Here is a 17914-nt window from a genome sequence, read left to right as displayed (position 1 = left end):
GCCCCGGTGTCCCTGGACCTCCATCCCCCCGCCGGCCCCCCCCGCGCCGCCCCGAGCTCGGGGCGTTCCCCGCCCCCCGGGGGCCCCCCCCCCGGGGGGGGCCCCCCCCCCCCGGGCCGTGCGGGGCGTACGCCCCGCCGTCCGTTCGTGTGCGGCTCAGCCGACGCGGGTCAGCTTGTCGGTGAAGCCCGGCTCGGTCAGATCCTTCTGGAGGGTGACCGGGACCTTGACCGCACCGGCCTCGCCGTCACCGACGGTGAGGGTGCCGACCTTGGTTCCGGCCTTCGCGGTGTGGGGTACGTCGTCGGCGGCGAAGGACAGCTTCACCTTGAAGCCGGCCCAGCCGACGGCGGTGACGTCCTTGGTGAGCACGACGGGGGTGTGACCGCCGAGGCCGTCGTCCACGTACCCGACGACGTCGCCCTTCTTGAGGATCTTCGCCGAGGTGAGGGCGTCCTGGGCGGCGAGCATCGCGGTCTTGCTGACGTCGTTGACGGTCTGGATGATCGGCGACTTGTGCTGGCCGAGGATCGCGCCGACGACGGTGACGGTCTCGCCGCCGACCTCCTTGCGGGCCGCGAACAGGAGGTTGCCGCCGGCCGCGGTGGTGGTGCCCGTCTTGATGCCGATGGCACCGTTGTAGGGGACCAGATAGTTGTAGTTGTACCACTTCTGTCCGGACGGATCGATCCACTGTCCCATGGACGTGATCTCCGTCAGGGCCGGGATCTTCACCAGCTCGTTGCCGAGCTTCACCTGGTCCTCGGCGCTGGAGACGGTGGTCTCCTTGAGGCCCGAGGCGTCGGTGTACGTCGTGTTCTTCATGCCGAGTTCCTTGGCGGTGTCGTTCATCTTCTTGATGAACGCGGCCTCGGAACCGGCGTCCCAGCGGGCGAGCAGCCGGGCGATGTTGTTGGCGGAGGGGATCATGATCGCCGAGATCGCCTGCCGCTCGGTGAGGACGTCGCCCTCCTTGACGGTGTTGAGGGTGGACTCGCCCTCCTTGTTGTAACCGCCCTCCTTCTCGGCGAGCGCGTCGACGGTGATCTTCGCGCCCTCCTCGCCGGACTTGAGGGGGTGGTCCTTCAGGACGATGTAGGCGGTCATGGCCTTGGCCACGGAGCCGATCGCCACGGGGGTCTGCTTGCCGAAGTCGCCCATCGTGCCGACGCCGTTGACGTCCATCCAGCCCTGGCCCTCGCCGGGCCACGGGAGCGTGGCCTTGCTGCCGTCGAAGGTGTAGGAGTCCTCGGCGGTGAGGCTGAGCGTGGGGTTCGGGAGCGGGCGTACGGCCTGCACGATCGCAAACACGACGACCAGGAGAATGAGGATCGGGGTCCAGATCTTGACCCGGCGGCCGAGGGTGCGCAGGGGGCTCGGCGGGGGCGGCGGGGTGTTGGTGAGCTCCGCGAGCAGGTCGAGCGGCGGCTTCGGCGGCAGGGGCTGCTGCGTGGTCCGTTCCGGGCCGACCTGGGGCACGGCGGCGGTCACGTCCGCCTTCGGCCGCGACTCGCGGGGCTCGTCGAGGGCCTTCAGCGCGACGAACCTGCTCGTCCGCTCGGCCTCGGCCTCCGGCTTCCGGGGCGCGGCGACATCCTTGGGCTCCGGGGACTCCTTGGGTTCCGCCGCCTTGCCGAGCTTCAGCATGGTGGTGGGCTGGTCCACGGGGGGCCGGGGGGCCTTGAAGACGGCGGTGGGCTGATCGACGGGGGGCTCGTCGGCCACGTCGGCGTCAGCGGGCTCGTCGTCGGGCCGGGGGTCGGTGGGGGCGGCTGCGGATTCAGCATTGCCCTGCGCCCCTGAGGAGTTCGGCTCGTCGGTGGCGGGCTGCGGGACCTCGTCGGGCTTGTCGTTCGTCTGCGGGTCGGTGTCGGCTGGTCGCGCAGTTCCCCGCGCCCCTGGGGGGTTCGAGTCGCCGGGCTCCGGGTCGTCACCCTCGTTGTCCGCAGGAGCCTCTTCGGCTACGGCCGTCTCGGCGGCGTCGCTCTCGGACGTCGGCTCCGGCTCGGTATCACTGCCGGTCTCCGTGTCCGGGCCGGGCTCGTCCTCAGAGGTCTCGTCGGCAGGCTCTGCGCGCTTGCCCTCCGGCTCCTCCGTGGCCTTCGCCTTGCCGGAGCCGTCCTTGGGGCCGGACCCGTCCCCCGTGGCCACCCACGCCGCCACCACGTCCCGCAACCGCGCGTCCCCCGGCGTGGCCGGCGCATCGCCCTCGGCGGAGTCACCGGGCCCGCTGTCGGAGTCACCGGCGCTCTCTGGCGTGGCGGACTCGTCCGGAGCCTCCGTCGAGCCCGGGTCCTCCGAGTCCGCGGCCGTAGCGGAGTCACCGGGCCCGCTCCCGGAGTGACGGGAGCTCTCGGCCGTAGCGGAGTCCCCGGGTCCGCTGGCGGAGCTGTCGGCGCTCTCGGCCGTAGCGGAGTCACCGCGCCCGCTCTCGGAGTGACGGGAGCTCTCGGCCGTAGCGGAGTCCCCGGGCCCGCTGGCGGAGCTGTCGGCGCTCTCGGCCGTAGCGGAGTCACCGCGCCCGCTCTCGGAGTCACGGGAGCTCTCGGCCGTACCCGAGTCACCGGGCCCGCTCTCGGAGTCGTCGGCACCCTCTGCCGTACCCGAGTCACCGGCCCCGCTGTCAGAGTCCTCCGGGTCCTCGGCCGGGGTCTCCGTCGAGGCCGTGTCCTGCGAGCCCTCGGCCGTGTCCGTGTCGCCGCCCGTGTTCTCCGCCGCCTCAGGCTCCTCAGCGCCCTTCTCCGGGGCTGGAGGCGCGTCCTCGGGCTCTCCCGGCCCCGAACCGGCCGCGCCGGCCTCCGCGGGGCTCTCGGGGGCTTCCTCCGGGGTCCTCGGGAGGTCGCGTACCGAGAAGACCCTCGTGGCCGTGTCGACGCCTCCGAGGGAGATGGACTCCCGTGCCACCGCGAGCCGGGGGTCGCGGGTCGAACTCCTCGCCTCGGGAACCGGACTCGCGCTCCCCGACGTCGGTTCTGCCGACGACTCGCGCTGCTTCGACCTGTCGGGGGACTCGCCCGCCACCGATGCCTCCTCCATGTGCCGCGGGTGATCGGTATCCGTCACCCTGCGTCCGTCGAACCGTTGAATCGCCGCCCGGGCAACCGCCACACCACGCTGTCCGAACCATGTACCAGTGTCCTGTGTGTGGGCCTGCCCACGGCGGTAGACGAGAACGACATACCTACCGGTTCCACTACAAACAGGTCACGCACCCTCGACAGACCAATGTGAGAGGGGTCACCCTGTCTTTCATCCACGCGGGGAGGCATGGATGGGCAGGAGCCGCAGAACTCTTCCGGAAGAGCTTCTGCTGCTGGCGTTGGACCCGACCACGGGTACCACCGCACAGCCGCAGTCGCTCGACCTCGGTCTGGCCGGAGCACAGCTAGTGGAGCTGGCGTTGGCCGGACGGATAGCCCCAGACGGGGATCGTATCGCCGTGGTAGCCCCACGGCCGACTGGAGATCCGACTTTGGACTGCGCGTTGGAGTTGCTGCGAAGGCGTGGCGCTCCCGTGCGGGCAGTGAACTGGATCGGCGGGCCGCGTCTCGGGCTCCGCCAGACCTACCTCTCGCATCTGGAGCGGTGCGGCATGGTGCATGCCGTGGCGGGTCAGATGTGCGGAGTGCTGCCGACGACTCGCTACCAGGCGACGGACAACGAGATCAGCCGGGAGATCAAGGCCCGACTGGACTCGGCGATCCGCACCGGCGTACCGCCGGACCCGCGGACCGCGGCGCTCGCCGCCCTGGCTCACGCGGTCGGCCTCGGCAAGCACCTGTATCCGGGCAATGAGGGGCGTTCGTCCCGCTCCCGGCTGCGGGACCTGATCAGGCACGACCCGATGGGCGGACTCGTCGCGCACGCCGTGATGGACGTCCAGAACGGTGTGGCCGCACAGCCACGTCGTAGCCCGGCACCGGCCGGCCGTCAGGCCGCCCCCGGAGCCAGGCCCGCGCCGGAACCCGCTCGTGGCGTTCCGATGCAACCGCGCCGAGGACCGATGGCGCGCGCCGTGGCCCACTGAGCCGCAGTCCCACGGCAGCCAGCACGACCGGGAACACCCGGGAACGACCGCACCACCCGCACCGCCACAGCGCCGCACCGTCAGTCCCCAGAGACCGGTTCGGGAGCCGCTGGTCCGCGCGGGGTGACAGAACCGTACGTCCGTACATCGGGCGTCGACGGGTTCCGCCGCCCCGCGCGGCCGCATGTCCGGGCGGGTGCCCGTAACTGACGTGCACGCGGCGCATATACACCGTTTCCCAGCGGTAATAAGCACCTTGGTGGCAGTCTGCTCAACAGCAGATACGCAAAGTCAAGAACGAGGCCCGCAGCCGGAGGTGCACGTCCCGTGGCGTCCAATGTCAATCCCACCGTCAGGCGGCGCCGGCTGGGCCAGGAGCTGCGCAGGCTCCGCGAGCTCAAGGGCATGACGGCCGAGGAGGTCGCCGAACGCCTGCTGGTGTCGCAGTCCAAGATCAGCCGCCTCGAGAACGGCCGGCGCAGCATCAGCCAGCGCGACGTCCGTGACCTGTGCGGGGTGTACGAGGTCGAGGACCAGCGGGTCGTCGAGTCCCTGATGCAGATGGCCAAGGACTCGCGGCAGCAGGGCTGGTGGCATGCCTTCGGGGACATCCCGTACAGCGTCTACATCGGCCTGGAGACCGACGCCGAGTCGCTGCGCGTGTACGAACCCCAGATCATCACGGGCCTGTTGCAGACCCGGCCGTACGCCGAGGCCATCGTGCGCGGTGGCGCGCCCGAGGCGACGGACACGGAGAACGACAAGCGCGTCGAGGTACGCCTGCGCCGGCAGAGCCGGGTCGCCGCCGAGCGGGACCCCCTGCGGCTGTGGGTGGTCCTGGACGAGGCGTGTCTGCGCCGGGTCGTCGGCGGCCGGCAGATCATGCGCGAGCAGCTGGAGTACCTCGTCGAGATGTCCCAGCAGCCCCATATCACCGTGCAGGTACTGCCGTTCGACGTCGGCGCCCACCCCGGGCTCAGCGGCCAGTACTCCATCCTGGAGTTCTCGGACGCGGCCGACTCCAGCGTCGTCTACATCGAGGGCGTCACCAGCGACCTGTACCTGGAGAAGGCGCACGACGTGCAGAAGTACACCGTGATGTACGAGCACTTGAGGGCCCAGGCGCTCAACGTCGACCAGTCGCGTCAGCTGATCGAGGACCTCGCCAAGGAGTACGCCCGGGAGTACGCCCGTTGAACCGTTTCTGAGGCCTTCCGGGCCCCTTCCCGACAAGGCGGGCCGGATAGTACACCCCGGCCACGCCCGGCTGGAAGACTCCACTGGAATATGCCACCAGAAGAGTGAATGGCTGCTCCGAAAGAGGAAGTCGGCGAGTAGCGTCGATCACGCCAACGATCAATAAAGGTTGGCGGAATCCGAACACTGCGCAACTGGCTACGGAGCGAATATGGCAATTCGTCTGGGCGACCTGGACACATGGACGACCTCCACCTACACCAACGCCAACGGGGCGTGCCTGATGGTGAGGTCGACCGAAGAGGAAGCACTCGAACTCGGCGACACCAAGATCCCCGAGGGCCCCAAGCTGGCCTTCCCCGCCGACGCGTGGAGTGCTTTCGTGGCCTCCGTCAAGGCATAACAACTGCACGTGACAACCGCACATGACAACTGCACAAGCACCACCACAGAGCCCTCTCGACCAGATCGCCGTCCTTGCCGAGGGGGCCTGCGGCACTTCAGCCGTGGGGTTGTGTGTCGGGTGCGGCTCGGTGCGGCCTGGTCGCGCCGCCCCACCGGGCCGCACCCGCCCTACTACGCCAGCGCACCCTCCACCGCAGCCACGACCTCGTCCGACTCCGGCTCGGTCTGCGGCGAGAAGCGGGCCACGACCGCCCCGTCCCGCCCGATCAGGAACTTCTCGAAGTTCCAGCGGATGTCCCCGCTGTGCCCCTCGGCGTCGGCGACGTCGACCAGCCGCTCGTACAGCGCATGCCGCCCCTCCCCGTTCACCTCGACCTTCTCGGTCAGCGGGAAGGTCACGCCGTACGTGGCCGAGCAGAACTCGGCGATCTCCTCGGCGCTGCCGGGCTCCTGTCCGAGGAACTGGTTGCAGGGCACGCCGAGCACGGTGAAGCCCCGCTCCGCGTACCGCTCCTGGAGCTTCTCCAGGCCGTTGTACTGCGGGGTCAGCCCGCACTTGGAGGCCACGTTCACGACGAGGACGGCCTTGCCGGCGTACTGGGCGAGGTCGGCCGAACCACCCGTGAGGGCACCGATCTCGACGTCGAGGGGAGAGGAAGTAGTCATGAGCGGATGCTAACTCCGCACCTCCCCGGCCAGCTCGCGCAACCCGTTCCTCAGCCCCGGAACACCTGCGGATACGGACACTCCTCCAGGGGTTTTCCGGGGCGGTCGGCCCACCGCCACCACAGGTGCCGCTCGGCGCAGCGCCACAGCGTGCGGCAGGCGCGCAGGCCGTCGTCCTCGCGGTGCACCAGGAGCATGCCGCCGGACGTCAACGGCCCGTCGCAGGCGGGGCAGGGTTCCACGGTCGGCACCGGTGCACTGGAAGGGGCGGGTTCGTCCACCCGGAGCGGCGCGTGTTCGATGCGCCGGCCGTCCCCGAAGATCCTGAAGTACTCCTTGAGCGCCGGCGGGCGGTAGTCGCTCTGGTGCTCGTACCGCGCGAGGACGGAGTCGGCCAGGTACTCGGACCCGTCGAGGACGTGGTCCTCGGGGGCTCTCGGCTTCTTCGGGTCCCTCGGTTCCTCCGCCTGACCGATGGGCCGGTCCAGAACCCGGAACACCTTGTAGAACTTCACCCGCGAATAGTGCCGCGGGCCCAGCGGGTCCGGCCGTACGGCGAAGTCGGCGCTCTTGTCCGGCTTCATCTCGTCCGGCCCCTTCTCGCTGAGGACCCGGGTGTCGAACTCGAGGCCGTACCGGGTGGCGTGCCCGGCCATCCACAGCAGGGTGAGGTCGGACAGCCCGGAGTCCGCCTCGCCGCCTCCGACGTCGGTGTGCACCCCGGCGAACCAGACCTGCCGCAATTCCTGGCCCTGCTCGGCGGCGCCCTTCTGCTGGTGCCAGAGCGTCGGCGGGAACGCGGAGCGCTGTTCGTCGACGGCCAGGGCGTGGAAGGCACCGTTGACCCAGCTGCTGAGGTCGGTGTCGTGGAAGGCCCAGCGCTTGTTGAAGCGGTTGACGAGCGGCCGCAGGAACCAGGGGGCCGGGACCGGGATGCCGAGGGAACCGACCGTGTCCCAGACGCCGATGAAGCGGATCTCCGTCTCGTGGGCGTAGGCCTGGCGGAAGAGGGTGGCCGCCACGCTGGTCGGCTGCCTGGTGCGGCTGCGGTACAGCGCCCACGCCTCGTCGATCCGCTCGGCCTGCTCCCGGCGCAGGATGCCGCAGTTGCGCACCAGGCCCGCCAGGCTGCGCGCGGTGTACGCGCCCCGGCTGAACCCGAACAGGTACAGGCTGTCGCCGGGTTCGTAGGTCTGGATGAGGAAGCGGTAGGCGTCGAGTACGTTCCGCGACAGGCCCAGGCCGAACGCGCCGCCGCGCAGCCGTTCCGGCCGCTGGGCGCCGACCCCGCTGTGGTAGTAGACCCGCTGTTCCGTGCCGACGGCCGTGCGTCGCCGTACGGCGAGGGCCACCTTGGCCACATTGGTCTTGTGCGACTGGTCGGCGCGATTCCAGGTCCCGTCGCAGCAGACCACCAGATGTCTGGCCATGCTGTGCCTCCTCTCCCCGCGGTCCTGTAGACAGGACTCCGCGACGGTTCGGGAGATACAGCCAGTACCTCAGGGTCCGGGCCGGCCCGCAACTCGGTGACGGGCCGGCCCGGGGGCGGGTCAGGCCACGACCGTGAAGAGCCCGGTCTTCTCGCCCAGTTTGGACAGCGAGGTCTTGCCGGGGATGCCGTTGGCGTCGGCGCCCGTGTAGCCCAGGTGCTTCTGCCACTTGGCGTAGGCGGCGACGGTGGTGGTGCCGAAGGAGCCGTCGCCCGCGTAGGTGCGGGGGAGGTAGCCGAGTTCGACGAGGGCCGCCTCGGTGAGGTTCACGCCGGTCATGTAGGTGATGTGGCCCTGCTTGGCCTTGGGGTCCGTCCTCGCGGCCGTCGCCAGCCGGGACAGGTCCACGCGGGGCTTGCTCGCCGGACGGGGCGTCGGCTTCGTCGGCTTCGTCGCTCCGGGCTTCGTCGGCTTCGACTTCCCCGGCTCGACGGCCAGCTGCTTCTTCACGTCGGCCCGGAAGTCGTCCATGTCGAAGCTCGGGTCGATCTTGCCCGGCTGGCACTCCTTGTGTCCGGCGACGGACTTCTCGCTCCAGCCGTGCGCCCGGCAGATCGCCGCCGCCCACAGCACCGCCTGCCGGTACTGCGCCTGCGGGTAGGCGTCGTTGCCCTTGCCGAGGTTCTCGATCTCCAGGCCGTACAGACAGTCGTTGCCGTCGGCCTTGGCCACGTCGTCGTGGGGGAGCGGCTTCTCGTCGCGGAGCGCGTTCAGGACATCGATGTCGGCGTAACCGGCGTGGTTGGTACGGCCGTTGCCGATCATCCACAGCCCCGCGGTCTTGCCGAGCCAGGCATGGCAGAGGGGCCCCGGCAGATCGGATCTGCCGTTGAAGCAGAGCTCCTTGTCGCCGTGCCCGCCGGTGTGGTGGATCAGCACCCCGATGACGGGACCGAACGACTTCCCGGACTCGGCGTCGCGGTTGTGGGTCTTCCAGCCTGCGTGCTCGTGCACGGTGAGGCCCTCGGCCTTCAGCGCGGCGAGCATTTTTGCGGCGGACAGGGGAGTGGCCATGACTGCGGTTCCCTCCGTGAGGCGTGTGACGGCACGTCAAGCAGGCTGCGCTGGCTGCGTGTTGCCGGGACGTGATCGTCTCGCGTGCGACTCGTGAATGCGCCGATGTCGTGGCCCTGTGGCGAAATCGCGACATTCACAGCCGAAGGGAGTCGTGGCCGGAGCGCTCCGGGGATCCGCGTTCGGCGCGGCGGTCCAAGGGGGGAAGGAGTACGACCGCCGCGCCGGGACGGGGTCGCCGTGGCTGTGGGTCAGCCCGGCGCCACGGCCCGCCCCGTCTGGGGCGAGATCATGCCGGAGCACAGGCCCTTCGCGGCCAGGGTCTGCGCGATCCGGGGGATCGCCGCGCGGGTGTTGGCCGGCCAGTCGTGCATGAGGATGACCTGGCCGTTCGTGAGCCGGCCGGCCGCCGCGACGATCGCGTCGGTGCTGGCGTTGTTCCAGTCCTGCGAGTCGACCTGCCAAAGGACCTCGGTCAGGCCGTACTTGGCCTCGACGGCCCTCACCGTCGCGTTGGTCTCGCCGTACGGCGGCCGGAACAGTCTCGGTGTGCCGCCGCCCGCGTTGGCGATGGCCTGCTGGGTGCGGGAGATCTCCGAGTCGATCGTGGCCTGGCTCTGCTGGGTCAGATGCGGGTGGGTGTAGCTGTGGTTGCCGACCCACATACCGGCGCTGACCTGTGCCCTGACCAGGGCCGGGTTGGCGGCGGCGTACTGGCCCTGGTTGAACATGGTGGCCCGCAGACCGTTCTGCTTCAGCAGGTTGAGCAGGGTGGTGGTGTTGCCGCCCGGGCCGTCGTCGAAGGTGAGTCCGACGTATCCGGTGCAGGCGGCGGCCTGCGCGGGAGCGGCCTGCGCGGCGAGGGGGACGGTGAGGGTGCCGGCGGCGGCCAGAGCGGCGGCGGCCAGTAACGGAAGGTGCGTCCGGGTCCTCATCAGGCCACCGTGATGTTGGAGCTGCCGCTGCTCTGGTAACCCTCGGTCGCGAGGATCATGTAGTACTTGAAGCTGCCCATCGGCATGCCGGCGCGGGCCCACGCGTCGAAGTGGTTGCCGGTGGTGATGGTGCCGCCGGTCCGCTTCGACTGCCGGACGCTCCAGTACTGGTTGAAGGTCTTGGTGCCTTCCACGGACGGGGCGTTGTAGCGGGTGGTCTGGTAGATGTCGTACGTGCCGCCGTCGCTGGTGACGGTGCCCTTGTACGTTCCGGTGGGCCGGTAGGTGCCCCAGTTGTCGACGACGTAGTACTCGACGAGCGGACTCGCCGTCCAGCCGTAGAGGCACAGGTAGGCGTTGCCGGACGGGCTGAAGCTGCCGGAGTAGCTCACGGTCCTGCGGGAGCCGTTGCTCCAGCCCTTGCCGGCCACGAAGTTGCCGGTGTTGCGCCATGAAGTGCTGTAGTTGCCGCCGGAGTTGAGGGTCATGGAGACGGTGCCCTGGGCGTCCGTCCAGAACGAGTAGTAGTACCCGTTGTTGGTCCCGGTCTGGTTGGTGGTGATGACCGTGGCCGCCTCGGCGGTGCCGGGCAGGGCCAGGGTGGCGCCGGTGGCCAGCAGGAGGCCGCAGACGCTGCGGCGCGTGGGGTGTGCGGGTGTGTCAGTCATGGGCCACAGTTTTGGCCTGCCCCTGTCAAGCGTCAACAGTTTCGGCAGATGTTTCGAAGGCTTCGAGATCGCTCTCACCTGAGGAAACCCGCGAAATCTTTCGGAAGATCGCGGGGAGGGGAGATCGAAAAGCCCAACCGAACTCCGAATGTTTCGAAGGTCTTCCGGAGCGAGGCTGCGCTAGTGGTCCTTGTTGTAGCAGGGCGTGTCCGGCAGGTGGGCCCTCGCCCAGCCGGCGAGCTCCTTCAGGGCGGGCTCCAGCGCGGCTCCCGCCGCCGTCAGCCGGTAGCAGACCCGCAGCGGGGGGCCCTCGTCGACCTCGCGGAGCACGAGACCGGCCGCGCCGAGCTCGACGAGCCGGTCGGCGAGCATGCGTTCACTGAGGCCGGGGATGGCCCGCCGCAGTTCGGAGAAGTAGGTGGGCCGCCCCATCAGCACGGCGAGGATCGGGCCGTTCCAGCGCTTTCCGAGCAGCTGGAAGACGCGGGTGATGCCGTCGTCGACCTGCTTGCACGGTTCCTGGTCGTGGATCTGCTCGGCCGTCATGGGTGCAGGGTACCTCTCTGGCGTACGGTGGTGAAAAAAAGTAAGTACCTGTGCTAGATATAGCTGGGTACGGATTCTTAGCTCATTACGTGATGGAGAAACCCATGGCCACCCTGCTGCACATCGACTCGTCGGTCCTCCCCGGTGCGGCCTCCGCCTCCCGTGCCGTGACCGAGGCCTTCCGCAAGACCTGGCAGGAGCAGCATCCGACCGGCACGGTGATCTACCGCGACCTGGCCGTCGACCCGGTCCCGCACCTCTCCGCCGACGCCCACACCGCGGGCTTCGCCGACCCGGCCACGCACACGCCCGAGCAGGCCGCGGCCTTCGCCCCCCGCCTGGAGCTCATCGAGGAACTGGAGCACGCGGACGCGATCCTCATCGGCGCCCCGATGTACAACTTCTCGATCCCGTCGACCCTCAAGGCCTGGCTGGACAACGTGGCCCTCTTCGGCCGCACCCTCGGCGACAACCCCTCTGCCAAGGGCACCCCGGTCACCGTCGTCGCCAGCCGCGGCGGCTCCTACGCCCCCGGCACCCCGCGTGAGTCCTTCGAGTTCGTCCAGAACTACCTGACGGCGCTCCTGGAAGGCGGTCTCTCCCTCGACGTCGACTTCATCGTCCCGGAGATGACCATGGCCCCGCACAACCCGGCCCTCGCGGAGTTCATCCCCGTCTTCGAGGCCTCCCGCGAGCGCGCGCTCCAGGACGCGGAGGCGAAGGCGAGGACGCTCGTCGAGCGCTTCGCGGCGTAACAAAGGCAAGGAGGTCACACCACTCCTTGCCACTCTCAACGTATAGCGCACCGGGGGGCTTGCGGCAAGGCCCCGGTGTCGGCGCAGACTTACCCGCCTGAGTCACAGGTCGCCGACAACGGGGGATGGATCGAATGTGTGTGGTGCTCTCCACGTACGGGTCGTGCGGGGACGTCGAACCGATGGCGGGACTCGCCGCGGCGTTGCGGGAGTCGGGCGCCGAGGCGCGGGTGTGCGCGCCCCCGGACGAGGAGTTCGCCAAACGGCCGGCCGGCGTCGGCGTGGAGCTGGTGCCCGTCGGGCAGCCGGTGCGCACGGCGGCGACCCGGGCGGGACAGCCCTCGCGTGCAGGCTTGGCCGAGCGCGCGGCCGCGATGACCGCAGCGCAGTTCGAAGCGGTCGTCGCGGCGGCCGAGGACGCCGACGCTGGGGTGGCGACCGGCCTGCTCCCGGCAGCCGACGGCGCCCGGACGGCGGCCGGGAAGCTGGGTCTGCCGTACGTCTTCGCGGTACCCGAGGGCGTGACCGACAACCGGGTGCTGCACGACCTGGACGCCCGGTTCATGAACGAGACGTTCGGCACCGGCCTCGACGCCCTGCACGCGTCGATCGGCCTGCCCCCGGTCGCCGACTTCCGCACCCACGTCCTCACCGACCGCCCCTGGCCGGCCGCGGACCCGCTGCTGGGCCCGTGGCAGACGCCGGCCGACCTCGACGTCGTACGGACCGGCGCATGGGCGCTGCCGGACGAACGCCCGCTCCCCGACGGCCATGAGACGTTCCCGGAGGCTGGCGAGGCGCCGGTGTACGTCGGCTTCGCCAGCATGCCGATGCACGGCGCCGGGAACGCGGGACAGGTCGCCGTCGGCGCGGTCCGCGCACAGGGCCGCAGTGTGCTCGTCGGACGCGGCCGGGCCGACCTGGCCCTGATCGACGGGGCGGACGACTGCTTCGACGTCGGCGAGGCCGACCACCAGGCGCTCTTCCGGCGCGTGGCCGCCGTCGTCCACCACGGAGGCGCCGGCACCACGACCACGTCCGCCCTGGCCGGCGTACCCCAGGTGGTCGTACCCCAGATCGCGGACCAGCCGTACCGGGCCGGGCGGGTGGCCGAGCTGGGCATCGGCGCGGCGCACGACGGTCCGACACCGACGGACGTGGCCGCCACGATCCGTACGGACGGGGCGGAGGCGGCCGCGAGGCTGCTGCTCGACATGGCCTCATAGTCGTACCGGCCGCACGGCCCCCATGGTCGTAGAAGATGACCTCACATCGGAGCTGTTGACTTGAATTCCCTGCCCGCCAGCGTGTTCGACCTTCCCGACCGTCTCTCCGCCAAGGCCGACCCGACGCTGATCGCCGCCGACGAGCGGCACTTCGCCGCCATCGCGGAGTGTCTGGAGCAGACGATCGCCGAACTGTCCGCCACCCTCGACGCCACCCGTCGTGCCCCTGGCGGCATCGGCCAGGAGGCCATGGACCGGGACACGGAGATCCACCGGCTGAGCGCCCGGCTGCGCACCCTGCGCCGCTTCGGCCTCGACCTGTGCCTCGGGCACATGGTCGGCGCGGACGACCCCGAGCCCGTGTACGTCGGACGGCTCGGCCTCACCGACAGCACCGGCCGACGGCTGCTCGTCGACTGGCGTTCCCCCGCGGCGGAACCGTTCTTCGGGGCCACCCACGCCAACCCGATGGGGCTGGCGAGCCGCCGCCGCTACCGCTGGCAGGGCGGCCGGATCGGCGACTACTGGGACGAGGTGTTCGCCCCCGACGGCTTCGCCGGGCACCACGCCTCGCTCGACGACCAGTCCGCCTTCATCGCCAGCCTCGGCAGCGACCGCTCGGAACGCATGCGGGACGTCCTCGGCACCATCCAGGCCGACCAGGACGCCATCATCCGCGCGAGCTCACGCGGCGCGCTCGTCGTCGACGGCGGCCCCGGCACCGGCAAGACCGTCGTCGCCCTGCACCGCTCCGCCTACCTCCTGCACTCCGACCCGCGCCTCGGCCACCGCCGCGGCGGAGTGCTGTTCGTCGGCCCGCACCGGCCCTACCTGGCCTACGTCTCCGACGTCCTGCCCAGCCTCGGCGAGGAGGGCGTGCAGACCTGCGTCCTGCGGGACCTGGTGGCCGAAGGAGCCACGGCGGTGGCCGAACAGGACCCGGAGGTGGCCCGCCTGAAGTCCTCCGCGGACCTGGTGAAGGGCATCGAGAAGGCCGTCCGGTTCTACGAGGAGCCGCCCACCGAGGGCATGACCGTCACCACCCACTGGTCCGACATCCGGCTCACCGCCGCCGACTGGGCCGAGGCCTTCGACGCGGCGGAAGGAGCCCCGCACAACGACGCGCGCGACCAGGTCTGGCAGGCCCTCGTCACCATCCTGGTGGACAAGCACGACGGCGACGCCCCGGAGAACCTGCTCCGCAAGTCCCTGCGCCAGAACCGGGAGTTGCTCACCGCCTTCAACCGCGCCTGGCCCCTGCTGGAGGCGGCCGACCTGGTCGGCGACCTGTTCACGGTCCCCGCCTATCTGCGGATGTGCGCCCCCTGGCTCGACCGCGAGGACGTACGACGGCTCCAGCGCGCGGACCCCCAGGCCTGGACGGTGTCCGACCTGCCGCTCCTGGACGCGGCACGGCAGCGGCTCGGCGACCCGAAGGCCTCGCTCCGCAAGCGCCGCCAGGAGGCCGCCGTGGCCGCCCAGCGCGAGCAGATGGCCACGGTCGTGGAGAGCCTCGGCGCGGTCGCCGACGACGAGTACGGCATGGGCCTGGTGACCATGCTCCGCGGTGAGGACTTCCACGACGCCCTCGTCGACGAGACGGCCCTGGTGAGCATCGACCCGGACCTGCTGGCCGGCCCGTTCGCGCACGTCGTCGTCGACGAGGCGCAGGAACTGACCGACGCGGAGTGGCAGATGCTGCTCCTGCGCTGCCCGTCCCGCAGCTTCACCATCGTCGGCGACCGCGCCCAGGCCCGGCACGGCTTCACCGAGTCCTGGCAGGAACGGCTCGAACGGGTCGGCCTGGACCGCGTCACCCTGGCGTCCCTCACCGTCAACTACCGCACCCCGGAAGAGATCATGAAGGAGGCCGAGCCGGTCATCCGGGCCGCCCTCCCGGACGCCAACGTCCCGACGTCGATCCGCAGCACCGGCACACCGGTGACGTACGGCGAGGCGACGGAGCTGACCCCGCTGCTGGACACCTGGCTGGCGGACCACCCCGAGGGCATCGCCTGCGTGATCGGCGTCCCGGAGTTCCAGCCGACCCCCCGGGTCCGCTCCCTGACCCCGTCCCTGGCGAAGGGGCTCGAATTCGACCTGGTGATCCTGGTCGACCCACAGCACTTCGGAGAGGGCGTGGAGGGAGCGGTGGACCGTTACGTGGCGATGACCAGGGCGACGCAGCGGCTGGTGATCCTGACCAGCCCCGAGGGACGGGTGTGACGCCTGTGACGGGAATCATCTTCACGAAACGCATACTCTTCGTGCAAGGTTCGGCATAGCACTTCGGGTGCTTTCCACCCCTGAGTGGCAAGTCGGCCTTTGGCGTACTCAAGTGGGTGATCATGACCGCCTCCGCACCCGGCATGGACGGACCCCCGTCCCGCCGCACCGCCCGGATGGTGAAGCGGCAGGCGGCCTGGAAGCCGGGCTTCCTGCCCTTCCTGGTCACCGCGGCCCTCGCCTACGCCTTCTCCTCGGCGCTGTACTCGCCCAAGGTGACGCTGATGGGCTGGGTGGTCACCGTGCTGTGGACGCTGCCCGTCGTCAGCTCCTTCGTCGGCGTCACCGGTGCCGCGCTGACCCGCCGCCGGATCGCCCGCCAGCGCGGCTGGACCGACGCGGAACCCGCGCTGCACGACCGGCTCGTGGTGCTCGTCCCGACCATCGGCCGCGACGACACCTACCCGGCACTTGAGCGGTCGGTGCTGTCGTACTGCGCGTTCCTGCCGCGCTGGTTCCCCGCCCTGCGCATCGACATCCTGACCGAGGAGGGCTGCGAGGCCGCCGACCGCATCGACGCCCTGGCCGCGCGCAGCCCCCTGATGCGCGTGGTCACCGTGCCGAAGGCCTACCGCACGGCCAACGGCACCCGCTTCAAGGCCCGCGCCAACCACTACGCCCACGAGCTGCGCATCGCCGAGGGTGAGGCTCTGGACGACGTATGGGTGCTGCACATGGACGACGACACCGGCGTCGGCCCGGACACCGCCGAGCAGCTCGCCCGGTTCATCAACGCCCAGCGCCGCGCGGGCCCCGACGGCAAGCACCTCGCCCAGGGCATGCTGACCTATCCGCGCGAGAACGCCGTCAACCGGCTGACCTGGCTGGCCGACGCGATCCGCCCCGCCGACGACATCGCCCGCTTCGCCGTCCTCACCGGCGGCGGCACCCCGCTCGCCGGACTGCACGGCGAACTCCTGCTGCTGCGCGCGTCGATCGAGGCCACCATCGGCTGGGACTTCGGCCCCGACTCCATCTGCGAGGACGCCCACCTCGCCCTCGTCTTCGCCAGCCGCTACAAGGGCCGCAGCGACTGGTTCTCCGGCCGCAGCTACGGCGCGTCCCCCTCGACCATGCGGGACTTCCTCAAACAGCGCGAGCGCTGGTCCTGGGGCCTGGTCGGACTCGCTTTCAACCGCAGCCTGCCGCGCCGCTCGCGGGCCCTGCTCATGTACAGCGTGACGACGTGGGTCCTCGGCCCCTTCCAGCACGTCGGCGTGGTCCTCGCGGTCGGCGCGCTGCTCGGCGACCTCAACACCTCGCCCGTCACCCCGTGGATCCTGCCCCTGTGGGCGGTGACCATGGGCTACGCGGTCTGGATGTACTGGGAGGGCCTGAAGATCAACGCCTCGGTGTCGGCGGGCGGCCGCCGCCTGTGGTGGGAGCCGATCGCGGTGATCGCCCTGATGCCGTTCTTCGCGCTCTGGGAGGCGGCCGGGTCCTTCCGGGGACTGCTGCGCTGTCTGCGGGGCGTGGAGAACCAGTTCGTCGTGATAGCGAAGCCGGCCTGAGGCATGCGGAAACGTTTCTACGGCCATGTCGTGCCGGTTCGTCTGCCGGTTCGTCTCTACGGCCTCGGCGTGCTCGTTCTCCTGCTGACGGCGGGGTGTGTCTCCCCGGGAACTTCTTCGCCGACCCGGGCATCCGCGTCGGCGTCAGCGACCACGAGCCGGGCCCCCGCTCCCGCGAAGGTCGCCGCCCCCTGGCGCCCCGGCGACCCCCAACTCGGCGCGCAGGTCCTCTGGTACACCTACCCCGGCGAGACGGACGCGTCCGTGCGCACCAACTCGCTGCGCCTGGTGAACTACATGGTCGGCAGGCACATGAACGCGATCTCGGTGACCTTCCCGTTCGCGACCGCCGGCCCCACGGCGAGCCGGGTCGCCGCCTCGGCCGACACACCCTCCGTACGACACCTGGCGATGCTCCTGGACACCGCGGCGGCGGCCGGTCTGCGCATCACCGTGCGCCCCCTGCTCGACGAGAAGAACCTGGTGGCCCAGGACCCCCTGGCCTGGCGCGGCTCCCTCGCCCCCGCCGACCGGGCGGCCTGGTTCCGCTCCTACGAGGCCTTCCTCGCGCCCTATCTCACCCTCGCCGCCCGGCACCACGCGAGCACCTTCGTCCTCGGGGTGGAACTCACCTCCCTGGAGGACGACCCGCGCTGGCGCTCGGTGACCGCCACGGCCCGCAAGTCCTTCTCCGGTGAGCTGTCCTACGACGCCAACTGGGACGACTACGTCTCCCGGCATGTCCCCGTCCCCGTCGAACACCTCGGCGTGGACGCCTACTTCCCGCTCGCCGGGCTCGGTGACGACGCCACCGTGGCGCAGATCGCCGCGGGCTGGGAACGCTGGCTCAACCGCAAGAGCACCGGGAAGCTGCCCCGGATCGTGCTGAGCGAGGTCGGCATCATCGCCGAGGACGGCGCCTACCGGCACCCGGCCGTCTGGAAGAGCGTCGGACAGGGCGGGGCGAAACCCAACCCCACGGTCCAGAAACGCTGGTTCGAGGCGGCCTGCCGGGTCGCCCGGGCCCGCGACGTGGCCGGCCTCTACTGGTGGAACCTCGACTTCCACGCCGACCCCGAGGCCCCCTCGGACTCCCTCACCTCCTTCCTCGGCCGCCCCGCCGAGTCCGCCCTCACCACCTGCTTCCGGACCTGGCCGAGATGAACGAACAGCACGACACGCTCCGCT

15 protein-coding genes are annotated in these 17914 nt (G+C 70.6%); 8 read left to right on the top strand and 7 right to left on the bottom strand.

The genetic code is table 11. The annotated features are described in order from the left end of the window. Positions 1 to 156: 156 nt before the first annotated feature. Positions 157 to 3036, bottom strand: coding sequence for a D-alanyl-D-alanine carboxypeptidase (locus tag AB0D34_RS43450; RefSeq protein ID WP_362672791.1), 2880 nt, complete (start codon positions 3034 to 3036; stop codon positions 157 to 159). Between the two features lie 235 nt (positions 3037 to 3271). Between AB0D34_RS43450 and AB0D34_RS43445 the strand changes: the two genes are divergently transcribed. From AB0D34_RS43445 to AB0D34_RS43435, 3 genes are all read left to right on the top strand, one after another. Then, positions 3272 to 4027, top strand: a complete 756-nt coding sequence (locus tag AB0D34_RS43445) for a GPP34 family phosphoprotein (protein WP_007382717.1) — start codon at positions 3272 to 3274, stop codon at positions 4025 to 4027. 327 nt (positions 4028 to 4354) lie between these two features. After that, positions 4355 to 5224 carry a helix-turn-helix transcriptional regulator gene (locus tag AB0D34_RS43440; protein WP_362672783.1) on the top strand — a complete coding sequence of 290 codons (870 nt, stop codon included), beginning with the start codon at positions 4355 to 4357 and terminating at the stop codon, positions 5222 to 5224. 211 nt (positions 5225 to 5435) lie between these two features. Beyond that, positions 5436 to 5627: a DUF397 domain-containing protein gene (locus AB0D34_RS43435; RefSeq protein WP_362672781.1), complete on the top strand. Its 192-nt coding sequence runs from the start codon at positions 5436 to 5438 to the stop codon at positions 5625 to 5627. Between the two features lie 173 nt (positions 5628 to 5800). Here the strand turns inward: AB0D34_RS43435 and AB0D34_RS43430 are convergent, their stop codons facing one another. The 6 genes from AB0D34_RS43430 to AB0D34_RS43405 form a co-directional block, all read right to left on the bottom strand. Then, positions 5801 to 6295: a glutathione peroxidase gene (locus AB0D34_RS43430; RefSeq protein ID WP_362672779.1), complete on the bottom strand. Its 495-nt coding sequence runs from the start codon at positions 6293 to 6295 to the stop codon at positions 5801 to 5803. Between the two features lie 50 nt (positions 6296 to 6345). Then, entirely contained in the window at positions 6346 to 7725 is a 1380-nt protein-coding gene (locus tag AB0D34_RS43425; RefSeq protein ID WP_362672776.1) for a DUF2235 domain-containing protein, read from the bottom strand. Positions 7726 to 7845: 120 nt separating this feature from the next. Further along, positions 7846 to 8799, bottom strand: a complete 954-nt coding sequence (locus AB0D34_RS43420) for an N-acetylmuramoyl-L-alanine amidase (protein ID WP_362672774.1) — start codon at positions 8797 to 8799, stop codon at positions 7846 to 7848. Positions 8800 to 9050: 251 nt separating this feature from the next. Beyond that, positions 9051 to 9734, bottom strand: coding sequence for a polysaccharide deacetylase family protein (locus AB0D34_RS43415; protein ID WP_362672772.1), 684 nt, complete (start codon positions 9732 to 9734; stop codon positions 9051 to 9053). Continuing rightward, a complete protein-coding gene (locus AB0D34_RS43410) occupies positions 9734 to 10402 on the bottom strand; it encodes a glycoside hydrolase family 11 protein (protein ID WP_362672770.1) in 669 nt (222 codons plus the stop codon). Before AB0D34_RS43410 ends, AB0D34_RS43415 begins: the two co-directional genes overlap by 1 nt. A gap of 180 nt (positions 10403 to 10582) precedes the next feature. Further along, positions 10583 to 10948 (bottom strand): helix-turn-helix domain-containing protein, encoded by a 366-nt coding sequence (locus AB0D34_RS43405; protein WP_362672768.1) that lies wholly within the window; start codon positions 10946 to 10948, stop codon positions 10583 to 10585. A gap of 104 nt (positions 10949 to 11052) precedes the next feature. Here AB0D34_RS43405 and AB0D34_RS43400 point away from each other — a divergent pair, with 104 nt between their 5' ends. The 5 genes from AB0D34_RS43400 (at position 11053) to AB0D34_RS43380 (ending at position 17890) form a co-directional block, all read left to right on the top strand. After that, positions 11053 to 11703, top strand: coding sequence for an NAD(P)H-dependent oxidoreductase (locus tag AB0D34_RS43400; protein ID WP_362672765.1), 651 nt, complete (start codon positions 11053 to 11055; stop codon positions 11701 to 11703). Positions 11704 to 11837: 134 nt separating this feature from the next. Next, a complete protein-coding gene (locus tag AB0D34_RS43395) occupies positions 11838 to 12929 on the top strand; it encodes a glycosyltransferase (RefSeq protein WP_362672762.1) in 1092 nt (363 codons plus the stop codon). A gap of 60 nt (positions 12930 to 12989) precedes the next feature. Beyond that, positions 12990 to 15155, top strand: coding sequence for an RNA polymerase recycling motor ATPase HelR (gene helR / locus AB0D34_RS43390; RefSeq protein WP_362672760.1), 2166 nt, complete (start codon positions 12990 to 12992; stop codon positions 15153 to 15155). A 122-nt stretch (positions 15156 to 15277) separates the two neighbouring features. After that, the gene (locus AB0D34_RS43385) at positions 15278 to 16726 is read left to right on the top strand and encodes a glycosyltransferase family 2 protein (RefSeq protein WP_362672757.1); all 1449 of its coding nucleotides are present in this window, start codon (positions 15278 to 15280) and stop codon (positions 16724 to 16726) included. A gap of 3 nt (positions 16727 to 16729) precedes the next feature. After that, entirely contained in the window at positions 16730 to 17890 is a 1161-nt protein-coding gene (locus tag AB0D34_RS43380) for a hypothetical protein (protein ID WP_362672755.1), read from the top strand. Positions 17891 to 17914: the final 24 nt, after the last annotated feature.

The sequence above is a fragment of the Streptomyces sp. NPDC048420 genome, from assembly GCF_040651535.1.
GTDB lineage: Bacteria > Actinomycetota > Actinomycetes > Streptomycetales > Streptomycetaceae > Streptomyces.
Note: the sequence above shows the minus strand (reverse complement) of the source record. Positions and strands in the feature narration are given on the sequence as shown.

Coding starts and splice junctions, on each gene's coding strand:
- AB0D34_RS43425 (WP_362672776.1), bottom strand. CDS start 7,725: ATGGCCAGACATCTGGTGGTCTGCTGCGACGGGACCTGGAATCGCGCC.
- AB0D34_RS43415 (WP_362672772.1), bottom strand. CDS start 9,734: ATGAGGACCCGGACGCACCTTCCGTTACTGGCCGCCGCCGCTCTGGCC.
- AB0D34_RS43380 (WP_362672755.1), top strand. CDS start 16,730: ATGCGGAAACGTTTCTACGGCCATGTCGTGCCGGTTCGTCTGCCGGTT.
- AB0D34_RS43445 (WP_007382717.1), top strand. CDS start 3,272: ATGGGCAGGAGCCGCAGAACTCTTCCGGAAGAGCTTCTGCTGCTGGCG.
- AB0D34_RS43395 (WP_362672762.1), top strand. CDS start 11,838: ATGTGTGTGGTGCTCTCCACGTACGGGTCGTGCGGGGACGTCGAACCG.
- AB0D34_RS43430 (WP_362672779.1), bottom strand. CDS start 6,295: ATGACTACTTCCTCTCCCCTCGACGTCGAGATCGGTGCCCTCACGGGT.
- AB0D34_RS43400 (WP_362672765.1), top strand. CDS start 11,053: ATGGCCACCCTGCTGCACATCGACTCGTCGGTCCTCCCCGGTGCGGCC.
- AB0D34_RS43410 (WP_362672770.1), bottom strand. CDS start 10,402: ATGACTGACACACCCGCACACCCCACGCGCCGCAGCGTCTGCGGCCTC.
- AB0D34_RS43420 (WP_362672774.1), bottom strand. CDS start 8,799: ATGGCCACTCCCCTGTCCGCCGCAAAAATGCTCGCCGCGCTGAAGGCC.
- AB0D34_RS43405 (WP_362672768.1), bottom strand. CDS start 10,948: ATGACGGCCGAGCAGATCCACGACCAGGAACCGTGCAAGCAGGTCGAC.
- AB0D34_RS43385 (WP_362672757.1), top strand. CDS start 15,278: ATGACCGCCTCCGCACCCGGCATGGACGGACCCCCGTCCCGCCGCACC.
- AB0D34_RS43450 (WP_362672791.1), bottom strand. CDS start 3,036: ATGGAGGAGGCATCGGTGGCGGGCGAGTCCCCCGACAGGTCGAAGCAG.
- AB0D34_RS43435 (WP_362672781.1), top strand. CDS start 5,436: ATGGCAATTCGTCTGGGCGACCTGGACACATGGACGACCTCCACCTAC.